The organism is Dactylosporangium roseum (assembly GCF_025264685.1).
Lineage (GTDB): Bacteria > Actinomycetota > Actinomycetes > Mycobacteriales > Micromonosporaceae > Dactylosporangium > Dactylosporangium roseum.
The window spans coordinates 5,630,225-5,644,604 of the sequence record NZ_CP073721.1; the positions used below are offsets into that span (position 1 = coordinate 5,630,225).

Consider the following 14,380-nt stretch of genomic DNA (forward strand, 5'->3'; position numbering starts at 1 on the left):
GTACGTGCGGCTGTCAGTGCATGCGGCTGATGCGATGGATGCGACGCCGGGCAACCGACCGGCTCGTCGGGCGTCAGCGCAGGGTGCCACGTAGCAGGGAGTGTCCGGAGTGGGCGGCGTTGCCGTCGTGGGGTTCGGCGGAGATGTCGATGATGCTGTAGTGCTCGAGGTTGAGGCCGGTGGGGACGGGGAGGTCCTGTTCGGCGCCGCCGACGAGGACGCCGAGGGCTTCCATGCGCAGGGTGGGGCCGTTGATGCTGGTGGCGTCGAGCAGCCAGGCCTCGTAGCCGCCGTCGGTCTGGGTGGGCATGCCCTGGGCGTGGATGTGTAGCCGGCGCTGGCCGTTGACGGTGCGCAGGCAGGCTGAGCCGGTGACGCCGGGCGGGGCGCCGGGAAGTGCCTCGAGCCGGATCTGGGTGGCACCGGCGCACGGCGCGGCTTGTGGGGCTGGAGCGGGGCGGTCGGTGGCGACGAGGGTGGCGAGGACCGCGAGTGCGGCGGCGGCGCCGGCGATGAGGGCGGTCATCGCCCAGCCGGGGCTGTGGCGGCGTGCCCGGCGTTTCCGGTGTGTCCGGCGTGCCGCGACCTCGTCAGCGGCAAGCGACGGGGGGCTGAGGCGCGCCGGGGGCGGGTCGGTGTGCAGGGTGACGGCCGGTGGAGCTGACCCGCGGCCGGGGGCGGCGAGTTCGGCCTCGATGCGGTCCCACACCCGCTGCGGAGGCATCGGCAGGTCGTGCAGGGTCTGCGTGTGCCGGCCCTCACGGGCGACGTGGCGCAGCTCGTCGAGGTCGGTGCGGCACTGCTGACAGTGGTCGAGGTGGTCGGTCTCCTGCTGCGTGAGGGGTTCCTCACCGAGCGCCTGTAGGATTAGCTGATCGGCGTCCAGGTGCGGCAACGTCCACCTCCCATCGTTCGCGGAGCCGGGCCATGCCCCGGCGCAGATGGCTTTTCACTGTACCGAGTGGCAGGTCGGTGACCGCCGCGATCTGGCTGTGGGTCAGGTCGTCGTAGAACGCCAGGTGCAGGACACGGCGCTGTTCGGGCGGCAGTTTGGCGAGCTCGTCGGCGAGCACGAGCCGGTCGACGACCTCGTCCGCGGGCGGCTCGGTGGCCACGGCGGGGACGCTGTGGCGAGCGGACTGGGCGGCGCGGTCGTAGCGGCCGGCGGCCCGCAGGTGGTCGACGACCTTGCGGCGGGCGATGCCGAGGAGCCATCCGAGCAGGGTGCCGCGGGCGGGGTCGAACCCGGCCCGGCCCTGCCAGGCGGCGACGAACGTGCCCTGGGTGACGTCCTCGGCGTCGGCCGTGGTGCTCAGCGTCCGGGTGGCGAGATGAAACACGGCCGGCGCGTACCGCTGGTAGACCAGACCGAGGACGTCGTCGCCGCGTTGGAACGCGGCGGCGAGTTCGTCGGTCTCACCGGTCGGGCCACTGTCGGCGCTGCCGGTGTCCGGTTCGGCCGGGGTCACCGTTGGTGCCACCATCGCACAGCCACCTCCAGAAGGTATCGCATGAACAGCGAGGTCGTGCCGGTGCTGCCGGGCGTCACGCCGCCGGCTGGGCGGTGATGACGACGTTGTCGCGGTAGTGCCGGGTGCTCGCGTCGAACGGGCCTCCGCACGTGATGAGGGTGAGCCGCACGGTGCCGTCGCGGGCGAAGTACCGCTCGAGCGGGATCTTCGCCTTGGGGTACACCTCCCGGGCGGTGACGGTGAACCGTCGGGTGCTGCCGTCGGCGCCGGTCACGGTGATCGGGTCGCCGGGGCCGAGATCGCGCAGGTGGAAGAAGGCGCCGGCCCCTTGCTCGGCGCTGTCGACGTGGCCGGCGATGACGATCGATCCCGTGGTGGCGTTCAGCGCCGGGCCCCACTTGTACCAGCCGACGACGTCGACGCTGGGCGGGACGGCGAAGTCGCCCGTCGTGTCATCGACGCCGACCGGGTCGACCTTGACATCGAGCTTGAGCCGGTCGATGTTCAGGCCGGTCGGCGGGACGGCCGCCGCCGGTGTGGCGCTCACCTCCGGTGCCGGACCGGCCGGGCTGGCCGCGGTGGGTGGCGTGCCGGTCGGGGACGCTGGCTGCTGGGCGCAGGCGGTGACCGCCGCCGCCAGCATCGTGGCGATGCCGGCGGCGACGGCGGACCAGGCTGCGGCCCTGGTCCGTGACATCAGGCCCGGACCCGGGACTTCCGCAGCGCGAAGCCACCGGCCAGGGCGGTCAGCAGGCCGAGGGCGCCGGCGAGGTACACCCAGGCGGCCGGGCCCTGGTCGGCGCCGCCGCCGCTGCCGGAGGGGACGCCGCCCGGGGTGCCGTGCAGGCCGGTGATGGTCTGCGTGACTACGCCGAGGGTCTTGCCTTCGGCGGAGCCGATGGCGTAGACGATCGTGGAGGTGCCCTCGGCCAAGTTGAGGTCGGCGGCGGGGATCGCCACCGTGCTCGTGCCGGCCAGGACGACGTCGGCGTTCACCGTCCCGGCGGGCAGGTCGGCCTTGGCCTCGTTGGGGTTGGTGAGGTTCTTGAACACCGGCTGCCCGCCCGCCCGCACGTCGACGGCCGGGGCCGCCGCCGTGTGCCGCACGACCAGCCGGGCCTTGCCGGGGGCCAGCTTCGACACGTCGTTGACGAACGGCCTCAGGGTCGGCTTGCCGTCGGCGGTGAGGTGCGCGACGAGGCTGAGGTTGGCGTCGGCGGGCACGGCGGCCTGGTCGACCTTGATGATTGGGCTGGTGACCGGGTCGCCGGGCTTGACGATGACGATGTCGTACTTGCCGGCCGGCAGGTCGAGCGGCCCGGCGACCTTCGACGGCTGGAAGTTGTCGAGGGTCTTCTTGCCGTTGACGTACACGTCGACCGGCTGGCCCGGGATGCCGTGCACCACCGACACCTTGCTGGGCCCGGCGGCGTGCGCCGGCGAGGCGACCAGCAGGGTGGCCGCAGCGACGGCGCCCAGCGCCCCGGCTCCGGCGGCGACGCGGCGCAACGTCAGACGAATGCTCATGGTGAAGCCCTTCCACTTTCCGGACATACGAGCGGCTTGCTCTGTCGCCATGTCCTTCGCGCGCTGGAGGGCAGTGCGGATTCAGTCGGTGGAATTTGCCACGAATCGCATCCATGCGCGGGTCGTGACACGAACTGACTTCGATACGGGGCTTGACTGGTTCATCCAACCGCGTACCAGGCGGGCGGTCCGGCCAGCGCTCCTGGACAGGACAGCGTCGGTCCCTTCCGGGATGCAGCTTTACCCGGGTTCCGCAGTCCGTGGTAACACGCGAGTCTGAATTCGTGGCTTGAGCTGCGGAAATGCCGGTAGGGCCGGGAGGTGGCGTGTCTACGCCGTCCGGCCTGTGTCGGTGGTGTTCAACGGGGGTCGAAGGTAGTGACCCGGGCTGGCGGCTGGGCGGAAAGGGCCTGGTAGATGGCCTTCTGATCGGGGTTGAGCGGGGTCGTCTGGGTGACGGGGCCGGCCGGGCCGGCGAGGGTTACCTGGGTGATTCGCCTGAGTTGCCGTTGATGTTCGCCAGGCTTGGCCGGTGCCGCGTTCGGCGACGCGGGTCAGCAGCAGGGCCAGCCAGCAGATGAGCACGTGCGCGCGGATGCGGTGTTCGAGGCGGTGGAAGACCGGCCGGAGCAGCAGTTGGGTCTTGAGATCGCGGAAGCCGCGTTCGGCCTCGAGGAGGTTCTTGTAGCGCAGCGCGACGTCCCCGGCGCTGATGCGCGGGTCGGAGGTGGCGATGAGGTACTTGCCGTCCAGCCGGGCCTCGGTCTTGACTTTGCTCGTGTTGATGCGCAGCCGGCCGTTGGCAACTACCCCTACCCCTACACCTACACCTACGACAACGCCGACAACACCACCGGTACCAGCGATGCACCGGCCGGCCAGACTTCCGACCAGTGCTTCACCTACGACTACCTGCGCCGGCTCACCCAGGCCTGGACCCCCGCGTCCGGTGTCTGCGCCGCCGCACCGACCATCGCCGGCCTCGGCGGTCCCGCACCCTACTGGCAGAGCAAGAGAACCCAGTACTAGTCGCAATAGTTGACCGGAGTTGTTCGGGGCGGTGCGGGACCTGTGGACCGCACCGCCCCGAGGTCTCGATGTCTCCTTAGGATGTGAAATGTCGCCGCTTCGTTGGGGCCTTCGGGGGTTCGGGCTATTCGTGTTGACGACCGTCGTCGTCTCGTTCGTGCACCTCACAACCTTCGGGAAAGGCTATCAAGACCTGGCGAGAGGGTCGGTCGCTCCCGTCGCGGGCGGCACCATGTACCTGGCACTGCTCATCCTGCTCGGGGTCGCAGTTCCGTCGGCCATGGCGATATTCTGCGTGTATCTCCTCGGGCGCAGGTTCGGAGCATCCCGCGTGGTCGTGATCGGTCCCGTCCTGCTTCTCCTGGCAATGGTTCCGCTGTTCATCATTGAGGTTTCCTTCAGGAGGGCGTCGGTATTCATCCCATACGGAATCGGCCAGATCCTGGCTGGTCTATTCCTTTCGCGCTCGTTTCCGAGGTTGTGAGGCCCCTCTTGGTCCGATAACGCCCTGGACGGCGCTTGCGGTCGTACGCCGACGGGCAGGCGATGCCGTCGTTGGTCAACCCGCGAGCGATCGAGGTCATGCCCCGCCCGGCGACGTACTCGGTGAAGATCCGCTGCACGATCGGCGCGGTGACCGGGTCGGGCTCCAGCCGGTGCAGCCGCCTGCCCAGGGCCGCCTTGGCCGGATTCGGGTGCGGGCCGGCGTCGGCGAGCCGGTAACCGTACGGCGGGTGACCGCCCAGGAAGCGATCTCGGTCTGGGCCCGCATCGCCGACCGTACGCGGATCTTGATCCGATTCCGCTCCCCTTACTCATCCCGCCGTAGAGCGCCATCACCAGGTCGTGGGCATCGCTGCCCGGGTTGATCGCGCCGCCGACCTCGGGCACCCACAGTGGCACGCTGTAGTGCACGAAGATATTGCGGATCAGGCGGAGTTGCATCAGGTCGTCGAACTGCCGGGCGGACATGGTGTTTCGCGTATCACCAACCACAACGGCATCGAACGAGCGATCCGGATCGGTCAACGCGTGAGGAAGCGCCGACCTTGGTAGCCGCCGATTTTGGCGTGACCGAACCCGGCGCCCTGCTTCTGCTTACCGTAGATCCGCCGCAGCGGCGAGTCGACCATGGTGACCGCGCCGGCGCCGGGCAGCAGCGGCGCCTTTGCGGTCAGCCGGACAGGAACTGCCATGCGGCGGCCTGCACCTGCCGGACATGGCCGTGGCTAAGAAATTGCCGAAAAATGACTGGTGTTTCTGCCCCGTGCGAGTGTCTGATGTGATATGGCCGTGACGGTGGAAACCGAGCTGGTGTTGCGGGGAAGTTTCAGGTGCTGTTTCCGCATCTGGATGAGCGGCAGCGGCGGTTGTTGATGGGTGCTGAGGCTCGTGCGTTGGGGTATGGCGGGATTCGGGCGGTGGCGCGGGCGGCCGGGGTGGCGGAGAACACGGTGGCCCGTGGAGTATCCGATCTGGACAGTGGCGGGCCGCCGTTGGGCCGCACAGGTCGGCCGGGCGGAGGTCGTAAGCGGCTGGTCGAGCTGGATCCTGAGCTGCGCGCGGTGTTGCTGGCGTTGGTGGAGCCGGACGAGCGGGGCGATCCGATGTCGCCGCTGCAGTGGACGACGAAGTCCACCCGCCGGCTGGCGGAGGAGTTGACCCGGCAAGGCCGTCGCATCGGCGCGGACACCGTCGCCGACCTGCTGCGCGCCGAGGGATTCAGCCTGCAGGCCCCGACCAAGACGATTGAGGGCAAGCGGCACCCGGACCGGGACGCCCAGTTCCACTACATCAACGACCAGGTCAAAGACCACCAGGATGCCGGGGATCCGGTGGTCAGCGTGGATACCAAGAAGAAAGAACTCGTCGGGCAGTTCAGCAACCCCGGTCGGCAGTGGCGGCCCACGGGCGAGCCGGTCGCCACGCGCACCCATGACTTTCCCAGTGACAGCATGGGCAAGGCCGTGCCCTACGGCGTCTACGACCTGGCCGCCGATTCCGGCTGGGTCAACGTCGGCACCGACCACGACACCGCCGCGTTCGCCGTCGAGTCGATCCGCCGCTGGTGGACCGCGATCGGCCACCGCGACTACCCGGCCGCCGGGCGGCTACTGATCACCGCGGACCCGGGCGGGTCCAACGGGTACCACACCCGGGCCTGGAAGACCGAACTGGCCGCGTTCGCCGCGCAGACCGGGCTGCAGATCACCGTCTGCCACTTCCCGCCCGGCACCTCCAAGTGGAACAAGGTCGAGCACCGGCTGTTCAGCCACATCACCATGAACCGGCGCGGCCGGCCACCGGCCAGCCACGAAGTCGTCGTGCAGTCGATCGCCGCCACCACCACGCGGACATGACCGCCCTGCCGATCGCCAGGCACGCCTTCCACGGTGACTGGAACTACACCCTGCACCCGCAACCAGCCACCGGCGACAGCCACGGCACCGACCAGCACCACCGGCCGGCGGCCGAGCCTGTCCTACTGCCGGATCCGCTGCTGACCGGACTATCCACACAGGACCTCCAGCAACTCGTCACCGACCTCGACGCGCTGCGCCAGACCCAACGCCATGCCCGGCACGAGCAGGCCGCCCGCCACGCCGAGCAGCAAGGCAAACGTGGCGCCCCTCAAGTACCACTGCCAGTGTTTCCTTGTTGCCGACAGAAGAGGAAACAGCTCATGACCGCACCTTCCGACGGCGCTCCGAACGGATCGCCGGGCGCCTACCTGCGCCGATTTCGGCTCGCCGCACGGATGTCCCTGGCCGACCTGGCCAACAAGGCCCACTACAGTCGGGGATATCTCAGCAAGATCGAGAACGGTCTCAAGCCGCTGAGCCGGGACATTGCACAACGTTGCGACGACGCCATCGGCGCCGGGGGCGCCCTGCTGCGGCTCGTCCAGGGACAGCCCGCGGTCCGCCGGCGACGCCAGGTCCCGGTGATTCGGATAGTCGACCTGCCGCCCGCAACGACCTGGTTCTACGGTCGCGATGACCTGCTGGACCGGATCGCCGCCCTGCTCGACCCGAAACGTCCCCGCGCATCGGTCATCGCGTTGTTCGGCCTGCCCGGCGCCGGCAAGACCGAACTGGCCGTTCAGATCGCCACGCAGATCCTCGACGCATATGACGGCTGTCTGTTCGTCGACCTACGCGGCGACCAAGGGCCGCTTGCGACCGACGACGTGATGAACAAGGTACTGCGTCGCCTGGGACTGCCCGGTGAGCTGATCCCGCACGATGCCGACGAGCAGACCGCCCTGTACCGGAGGACGGTCCGCGAGCGCCGGCTGCTTCTGGTGCTCGACAACGCCGGCGGCGTCGCCCAGGTCAGCCCGCTGCTCCCGCCGGGCGGGCGCTCCGACGTCATCGTCACCAGCCGCATCCGGCTTGCCGCGCTCGATGAGGCGGAACACATCCAGGTCGGCGAACTCGACCCACTGGCCGCTCGACGGCTGTTCGCGAGCGTCACCGGCATTGACACCGCCCTTGACGACCCAGCGCGCAATGAGCAGGTGGACCGGATCGCCACACAGTGCGGGTTCCTTCCGCTGGCGGTCCGGGTCGCGGCGGCCCGGGTGCGAGGCGGATCGGATGACGCGCTGGACCGGCTCGCGGTGCAGCTCGACGAGGCGCCACGGTTCAGCGTGCTCGATGACGGCACCCGCAGCGTCGGTGCGGCGTTCGCGTCGGCCGTTGCGGCATTGCCGGCCGAGGTTGCTCACGCACTCGCCCATCTGTCACTGCATCCCGGGCGCGAGTTCGACGACCGGTCGGCCGCGCTGCTCACCGGAGCCGGCGCGGCGCCCGGTCATGACGTCGTCCGACTGCTGGAGGGGCTGATCGATGCGTGCCTGCTCGAGCGGCGGCATGCCGGCCGGTTCGCGTTCCACGATTTGGTGCAGCTCTTCGCGACGGAATTGGCCCGAGCACTGCCTCGGGAAGGTGCCAAGGACCGGTTCCTGCAGGGATACCTCCAGATAGCCCAACACGCCGACCTCATCGTCACCCCGAGCCGGTTCCGGGCGCCGCAGGTGCGACCAGAACCGGCCGACTGGTATGCGAAGTTCGCTGACGCGGAGGCGGCCACACGGTGGTTCGACGACGAGCAGAGTGCCTTCGTCGGCGTCTGCGAACTCGCTGCGGTAGATCGTCCCGACATCTGCTGGCGGCTCGCGTATGCACTGCGAGACTACTATTTCCGGACGAAACGGTGGGCGCCGTGGGTGCGCACCCATGTGCTGGCGCTGGCCGCGGCCGTGCAGTGCGACGACCCGTGGGCGGTCGCCGTCACCTGCAACAACCTCGGTCTGGCCTACGCCGAGACGGAGCGGTTCGAGGCGGCCGCCGTGCAGTACGCGAGGGCGCTGGAGCTCTTTTCGAGCCTCGACGACGGCTACGGCGCGGCCAACACCATCGGTCATCAGGCATGGCTGGCGCACTGCCTCGGCCACCAGCCGACCGCCATCCGGCTGGGTCTTCAGGCGCTGCGGTTCTACGAGCGCCACGACGTCAGCCGCAACGCGGCCATCACCCTGCGGACCGTGGCGCTGGCCGAGGCCGCGGACCGCGAGTTCGATGCTGCGCTCGGGCACCTGTACCGAGCCCGGGAGATCTTCTCCGCCGAAGGCTTGATGCTGGACGAGGTGATGACGCTGAACTGCATCGGCGAGGTCTACGCACAGACGTTGAACCTGGCCCGGTCGGCGAAGTACTTCCGCTCCGCACGCAGGCTGGGCCGGACCGCCGGCAGCACCTTCGAGCAGGCCAGGGCGCTCTGCGGGCTGGCCTGCGTCGAGGCGACCGCCGGTCGGGCCCAGCACGCGGCGTTGCTCGTGGATCAGGCCCACACCCTGCACACCGGTTACCACCCCGTCCCCCGACAGGCCACCCGCCCGCATGCGTCAGGAGTTGTCGATGAGCAACCAACGGTATGACGTGTTCCCGTCGCTTGCCGGGCCTGACCGGGACGCCGTCCGCCGGCTGTATGCCGCACTGACCAGCGTCGGCCTTACCGTATTCATCGACGAGCGCGAAATCCGGGAATACCACGGCATCACCGCCGAGATCGAGCAGGCGCCGCATCATTCAAAGGCGCTGGTGGCGTACTATTCGCGGCACTTCACCAGCCGCACCGCGTGCCAGTACGAGCTGACCGCAGCGTTCCTGGCCGGCCAGCGGGACGGCGACCCGACCAAGCGCGTTCTGGTATTCAATCCGCACGAGGAGACCGATCACCTGCTCCCGGCGGAGCTGGCCGAGGACAAGTTCGACCGGCTTCCCGCGCATACGACGCCGCCACGATGGCGAAGGTGACCGCCTTGATCGTCGCTAGGGTCAAACCCTGAACGGCTACATCGGTGGGGTGCCGTTCACTCGACGTCCGAGATGGTACGGGCGGCGTGAGGGCTCATACGAGTTCGTCGGGCGGTACCGCGAGCTGTGGCTGCTGCACTCCGCCCTGCACCGGCAGCGGTTCGGTCTGACGCAGTACGCCTCCTCCGGCCCACTCGCGATCCTGGTCGGCATTCCCGGCATCGGGAAGTCGGAGTTGGCGGCCGCCTACGCGTGGCAGTTCGGCGCTGCGCACTTGGGCGGGGTGCACTGGATCTCCCTGGCCGGCAGCCCGGCCGAATCCACCGCCGTCTCCGCACGGTTCATCGACGCGCTCCGTTCGCTGCTTGCCCAGGTCGGCCTCGACGTCGGCCGGACCGGACCACGTGCGCGGCATATTCGCTGAGTAGCTCGTGGCGAAGGGAGGAGCCGAGCCTGCTCGTCGTGGACGACATCCCCGGGGGTCGCGCTCGGCAGCGAACTGGTGGTGCCCGCGGGCACCCGCCTGCACACCGTTCTGGTCACGAACAAGGCCGCCTTCGACGGTCCGGCGACCCTGGTCGAGATCGGGTCGATGACGTTGACGGACTCGGTGGAGGTGCTGCGGCGGTACCGAACCGGCAGTGACACTGAGGTGGAAGCGCTCGCGAAAAGGCTGGACGGGCACCCGATGGCGCTCAAGCTGGCCGGTCGCGAACTGCGGGACCTGGGCGGGAGGCTGCGGTCACCGCGCTGCGCCATGGCTTGATCGGCACGCCGGCGGACGACGCCTGGCAGATCCACACCTTGGTCCGAGACACCGCGGCGGAGCACCTGCCGTCCGCCCCGTTGTCGCAGCCGGGATTCATAGTCGATGTGGCACTGCGGGTGTAGCTGGCGATGCCGGTCGTCAGGTTGGTCCAGAGTTGGTCCAGATCGTTGCCTGCCAGCCACCGATAGTCATCGGGCCGTGCAGCCGCAGGCGGGAGTGGGGTTCACCAACTGTTGGTCTCGGCAGCGTTCGGGACGACTTTCCGGTGTTTCCTCTTCGTCCATGCGACATGCAACAGCTTCCTGCGAGCGCTTCAAGGGTCGAGTCTCGAAGGAGCGAAACCGACCGCCCGACATCGGCCACCAGAATTCGTGGTGTTCGGTTACCGCACCGCATCCACCGACCTGCAAGGAGCAGACCTATGTCCAACAGGACCACAACCCGCCGCCGCCTCGCCCGGCTGGCCGCCGTCACGGGGGCTGCGGGGGCTGCTGTCGCACTGATGGGCGCTCCCGCGTTCGCGGCCGGACCGTACATCAGCTCGAACTCCGGCGGCGCCAACATCCGTAGCTGCCCGAACACCGGGTGCGGCAGCTACGGCTTCTGGGGCAACGGCACCAGCGTGACGATGGTGTGCTACACCGACGCCCAATGGGTGTATCCGCCCAACTCCAACTACGCGTCCAACCGCTGGTTCTACGTCAACAGCCCGCACTCCGGCTACATCCACTCCTCGCTCGTCGCCAGCCAGGTCTCCACGCCGCACTGCTGACCGATGCTCGACAGCCGGCCCGGCGAGCCGTCACGGCCGCCGGGCCACCGGCGATAATGGTCGCCGGTGAACAGCATCGCGTTCCGCTGCGAGCACGGGGGACTGCCGGACCTCCTCGGCACCGGGCTGCTGGGTGGCTACGACGGTGCCGGAGCCTGGACTGTGGTTCTGCCCGCGCTGCGTGACTCCGACGAACAACAGCTCGTCGAAACGCAGGAAGGTTTGCACCACGAGCTGCGAGTCAGCAGTGCCTGGGGCCTCGTCAGCGCGATGGCCAGCCTCCTCGCCATGCGCGGGACCCGACCCGCATCTGCGCTTTCTGAGCCTGGGCGGCAAAGTGTCGGCACGGCCATGCTGATCGAGCGGGTCCTGCGCCGACATGAGGACCGGCCACCGATCGACAATCGCCTGTTGGGCGGCGGCACCGAGCTCGCGGTGCGCGCGATCCTGGGTACCTGGAGAGTGCCGGAGCAGGGCTCGGTAGCGTGAGCCCAATGGTGGACGAGAACTGGATCAACGAGGTTTTTCCTGAGGCCGCGAACCCCGCCGTCCACCTGGACGCCGCCACGATCGACCGGCTCGCCGACATCCTGGACCTGGATCGGCTGGACGTCGTGATCGGGCTCCGCGGGACCCTGCGGGTCCACGGCTACGACGTGCCGCCATTCGAAGTCCGCACGAACACGTGGCGCATCGACCTGCCCGTCGCCGTCGCGCATGCGGTGCTCGGCGGCGTCGCCGGGGCAGCGATCATCGCCGCAGCCGGAGCACCGCCGCTGCCAACAGCGCTCGTTAGTCTGGCCGTGCCGTTCCTGCTCCGCATCCGGCGCGTCGAGCTCGAGGCTAGGGACGTCACCGTTCACGCCGAGCTGACCGCAGCGGTCCGTGACGAGCCGCATCACCTCAACAAGCTTTATCAGCAGCTACCGGCCCGCTCCCGGGCAGAGCTCACCATCGGTGAGTTCATTGAAGTCGTGGAGCGTCTGCTCGACGCCCGGCTCGCCGCCGTCGGGCCAGACGGTGTCCGGCTGCGCGCCCGCGGCCGGCACCGCGGCTTTCGGCTCGCCCTCACCGCGCCGTCGCTCGTGCCTAACCTCCTGCAGGTCACAGCTCTTCCGCACACGAGCGCCGTGAACGGCTCCATCGATACCGGAGCGGCGATCACGCCCGCCGATCCAGGTGCCGGGCTGCGCCTCGCGGCCGGCCGTCCCCGCGTCTTCATCTCCTACGCCCAGGAGAGCGACGAGCACAAGCGCGATGTCCTGGCCTTCGCCGAGTGCCTCCACGACAGCGGCGTCGGCGTCATCCTCGACCAAGACACTCCCCCAGACCGCGGCGACTGGCAGCTATGGGCCACCAAGCACATCACCGAGAGCGACTACGTGCTGGTGATCGCCTCGCCGACCTGCCGAGCGGTCGGCGACGGCACCATCGACCCACAGCGCAACAAGGGCCTGCAAGCGGAGATGCGCACCCTGCGTGAGCTGTACAACTCCGACCACCCGACCTGGCTGCGTCGCATGCTGCCGGTCATCCTGCCGGGCATGACCGTCAAAGACATCCCCCTGTTCCTCCAACCCCATAATGCCGACCACTACAAAGTCGTCAGCCTGGACCCGGCCGGTACCCTGGACCTGCTCCGCACCCTGACCACCCCATGAGGTGGACCTTCGCCTGCCGCTCCCAAATCCTCGCCTCCAGCGACCTCGGCGGCCACGACGGCATCGGCTTCTGGACCCTGCACACCGCGCGCCTCGGCAGCCACGACCGCCAGCACCGCGTGTCAGTGCACGAGCGCCTCCACCACGACCTCATCATGTCCACCCCTTGGGGCCTACTCACCAGCGTTCTCGGCGCCCTCGCCGGGAACGCAGCGCCCACCATCGAACACGAGGACATGTTTCTGCGGGCCGCCGCTTGGTCAACCGACGTACACGAGACGTACGCCACCTACTTCAGCATCGGCCCGGACGAAGCCGTTCTTGCCGAGGACAACCTCGGCGACGCTTACCGCGCCTACTACGACGCGGCCGACCGGTTCTGCCCCGACCCCGGTGCGGCGTGGCCGGCACGCGCAATATTCACCCACGCCGCACTGACCGCCGCCATGGCGCCGGCCGCACTGTCCGATCTGCTGGCCCGCCCGCTAGCTACCTGGTGCGCTGAAGACCTGTACCGCCTCGAACCACACCACCCCGATACGCGCTGGCGGCATATCGCGCAGCACCGGGACAGAGCCTGGGCCGAATTCCGCCACCGCGGCTTGGACGACGTGCAGCCCATCGACCACGAGCGGCTGATCTACACCTACGAGGAGATGGCCGATGCCCTCCACGCCGCCGGCGTCGTCACCATGGACCGCACTACATACCGGCGGCTGACCGAGCAGTTGCTCCCGCAGCTCGACGAATACCTCGGCACTGGGCCGCACTATGAGATCGTTGACCGGCCGGTTGAACCGAGCCGCTCGGAGCTCGAGGAACATCAGCGCGAGCGACTCCAGTTCCGCGACCATCCGCTGCGCGCTGTCCCCGCCGGGGACGCTCTTGTGCAGCACTGGCGCGCTTTCGCCGCGAACCACTCCGGCCTTGGCCTGCACACCGTCCTGTACTGGCTGCGCGCCGACCTGCTCGACCGCCAGGTCGCCGGTCCGCCGCACGCCTCCTCCCACGTGCTGGCCATCATGCCGAGCGGCGGACTCGATTCGGCGCCTGGCGACCTTCTGCTGTGGACGATGAACGGCGACCTCGGCCCCGACCCGGTCGCCGAGATCTTCGCCGCGCACAACCAGCGCCTCATCGTCGTGACCACGCTCGCCACCATCGCCGACGCACCCGACCACGCGACGTCGGCTCACGCCCCGCAGTTGTACACGCTCATCGACATTCCGGTCCTGCCTGTCCTGGAGTCTTGGCTTGCAGCCGGGGCGCACGTGCGCTGGCACTCAGCTTGGATCGAGGGGCCGCACCCCCTGTACGCCTTCGCGTTCGATGTCTCCCTGAACCCCGGCCTTGTGCTGCTCCACCTGACCTCGAGCGCGGGCCGCACTCTGCTCCTACAGTGGCTCGCCACCAACCAACCGGCCACGTTCGTTCGCGACCGCGACTGGGGTACGGAAGAAAGCGCACCGATCAGCAGCCTCGTACAGCACCTTACGGCGGCCTGGTGGTTCCTCGACCAGCGCGCCGGCCACCGCAGATCTCCACCCTGACGCCGTCCGCAGCGAGTCGCGGCGCTGAGCAAGCGCGACCTGCTTGCTAAGAATAGTGACAACCGCCCACCGGCACCCGCACATGCCCCCGCGGCATGTGCGGGCGGTGATCGAGCTGCGCCGGTACCGGACGGATTCATCCGGTACCGGCGGGAACTGACCGGTTTCGAGGAGGACGGCCAGACGGGGCGATATACCTCCTCCTCAAGGACCGTTGGGACGTCGACCGGCCGTGCTGGACACCCCGGCCAACCGCCGACGAGCGATCTCACAACGCGA

16 protein-coding genes and 2 pseudogenes are annotated in these 14,380 nt (G+C 69.0%); 11 read left to right on the forward strand and 7 right to left on the reverse strand.

Features of this window, described 5'->3' with window-relative positions; all coding sequences use genetic code 11:
* Positions 1–73 precede the first annotated feature (73 nt).
* From Drose_RS26300 to Drose_RS39380, 5 genes and pseudogenes are all read right to left on the reverse strand, one after another.
* Complete coding sequence (locus tag Drose_RS26300) at positions 74–895, reverse strand: anti-sigma factor (protein ID WP_260723999.1); 822 nt, start codon at positions 893–895, stop codon at positions 74–76.
* Positions 849–1,484, reverse strand: coding sequence for an RNA polymerase sigma factor (locus Drose_RS26305; protein WP_260724000.1), 636 nt, complete (start codon positions 1,482–1,484; stop codon positions 849–851). Before Drose_RS26305 ends, Drose_RS26300 begins: the two co-directional genes overlap by 47 nt.
* Positions 1,485–1,545: 61 nt before the next feature.
* Positions 1,546–2,169 carry a class F sortase gene (locus Drose_RS26310; protein ID WP_260724001.1) on the reverse strand — a complete coding sequence of 208 codons (624 nt, stop codon included), beginning with the start codon at positions 2,167–2,169 and terminating at the stop codon, positions 1,546–1,548.
* A complete protein-coding gene (locus tag Drose_RS26315) occupies positions 2,169–2,999 on the reverse strand; it encodes a DUF4397 domain-containing protein (RefSeq protein WP_390891241.1) in 831 nt (276 codons plus the stop codon). The genes Drose_RS26310 and Drose_RS26315 overlap by 1 nt, the downstream gene beginning before the upstream one ends.
* Before the next feature lie 359 nt (positions 3,000–3,358).
* A pseudogene (locus tag Drose_RS39380) lies at positions 3,359–3,800 on the reverse strand (IS1634 family transposase); the annotation flags it as partial.
* A 358-nt stretch (positions 3,801–4,158) separates the two neighbouring features.
* Between Drose_RS39380 and Drose_RS26325 the strand changes: the two are divergent.
* Entirely contained in the window at positions 4,159–4,512 is a 354-nt protein-coding gene (locus Drose_RS26325; protein WP_260724002.1) for a hypothetical protein, read from the forward strand.
* Here Drose_RS26325 and Drose_RS39190 read toward each other — a convergent pair.
* A complete protein-coding gene (locus Drose_RS39190) occupies positions 4,445–4,642 on the reverse strand; it encodes a hypothetical protein (protein ID WP_343869644.1) in 198 nt (65 codons plus the stop codon). The genes Drose_RS26325 and Drose_RS39190 overlap by 68 nt on opposite strands.
* On the opposite strand from Drose_RS39190, the gene Drose_RS26330 reads away from it, so the two are divergent.
* Entirely contained in the window at positions 4,548–4,751 is a 204-nt protein-coding gene (locus Drose_RS26330) for a hypothetical protein (protein ID WP_260724003.1), read from the forward strand. The genes Drose_RS39190 and Drose_RS26330 overlap by 95 nt on opposite strands.
* Before the next feature lie 302 nt (positions 4,752–5,053).
* On the opposite strand, the gene Drose_RS26335 is transcribed toward Drose_RS26330, so the two are convergent.
* Positions 5,054–5,224 (reverse strand): hypothetical protein, encoded by a 171-nt coding sequence (locus Drose_RS26335; RefSeq protein ID WP_260724004.1) that lies wholly within the window; start codon positions 5,222–5,224, stop codon positions 5,054–5,056.
* A gap of 180 nt (positions 5,225–5,404) precedes the next feature.
* On the opposite strand from Drose_RS26335, the pseudogene Drose_RS26340 reads away from it, so the two are divergent.
* The 9 genes and pseudogenes from Drose_RS26340 to Drose_RS26380 form a co-directional block, all read left to right on the forward strand.
* A pseudogene (locus Drose_RS26340) lies at positions 5,405–6,627 on the forward strand (ISAzo13 family transposase); the annotation flags it as partial.
* A gap of 159 nt (positions 6,628–6,786) precedes the next feature.
* Positions 6,787–8,970, forward strand: coding sequence for a helix-turn-helix domain-containing protein (locus tag Drose_RS26345; protein WP_260729807.1), 2,184 nt, complete (start codon positions 6,787–6,789; stop codon positions 8,968–8,970).
* Positions 8,951–9,349 (forward strand): toll/interleukin-1 receptor domain-containing protein, encoded by a 399-nt coding sequence (locus Drose_RS26350; RefSeq protein WP_260724005.1) that lies wholly within the window; start codon positions 8,951–8,953, stop codon positions 9,347–9,349. Before Drose_RS26345 ends, Drose_RS26350 begins: the two co-directional genes overlap by 20 nt.
* 49 nt (positions 9,350–9,398) lie before the next feature.
* Entirely contained in the window at positions 9,399–9,773 is a 375-nt protein-coding gene (locus Drose_RS26355; RefSeq protein ID WP_260724006.1) for an ATP-binding protein, read from the forward strand.
* Positions 9,774–9,854: 81 nt separating this feature from the next.
* On the forward strand, positions 9,855–10,115 hold the full coding sequence (locus tag Drose_RS26360; protein WP_260724007.1) for a hypothetical protein: 261 nt from the start codon (positions 9,855–9,857) through the stop codon (positions 10,113–10,115).
* A gap of 424 nt (positions 10,116–10,539) precedes the next feature.
* On the forward strand, positions 10,540–10,890 hold the full coding sequence (locus Drose_RS26365; protein WP_260724008.1) for a hypothetical protein: 351 nt from the start codon (positions 10,540–10,542) through the stop codon (positions 10,888–10,890).
* 66 nt (positions 10,891–10,956) lie between these two features.
* Entirely contained in the window at positions 10,957–11,379 is a 423-nt protein-coding gene (locus Drose_RS26370) for a hypothetical protein (RefSeq protein WP_260724009.1), read from the forward strand.
* 5 nt (positions 11,380–11,384) lie between these two features.
* Entirely contained in the window at positions 11,385–12,551 is a 1,167-nt protein-coding gene (locus tag Drose_RS26375) for an SEFIR domain-containing protein (protein ID WP_260724010.1), read from the forward strand.
* Positions 12,548–14,101, forward strand: a complete 1,554-nt coding sequence (locus tag Drose_RS26380; protein WP_260724011.1) for a hypothetical protein — start codon at positions 12,548–12,550, stop codon at positions 14,099–14,101. The genes Drose_RS26375 and Drose_RS26380 overlap by 4 nt, the downstream gene beginning before the upstream one ends.
* The last annotated feature ends 279 nt before the right edge of the window (positions 14,102–14,380 follow it).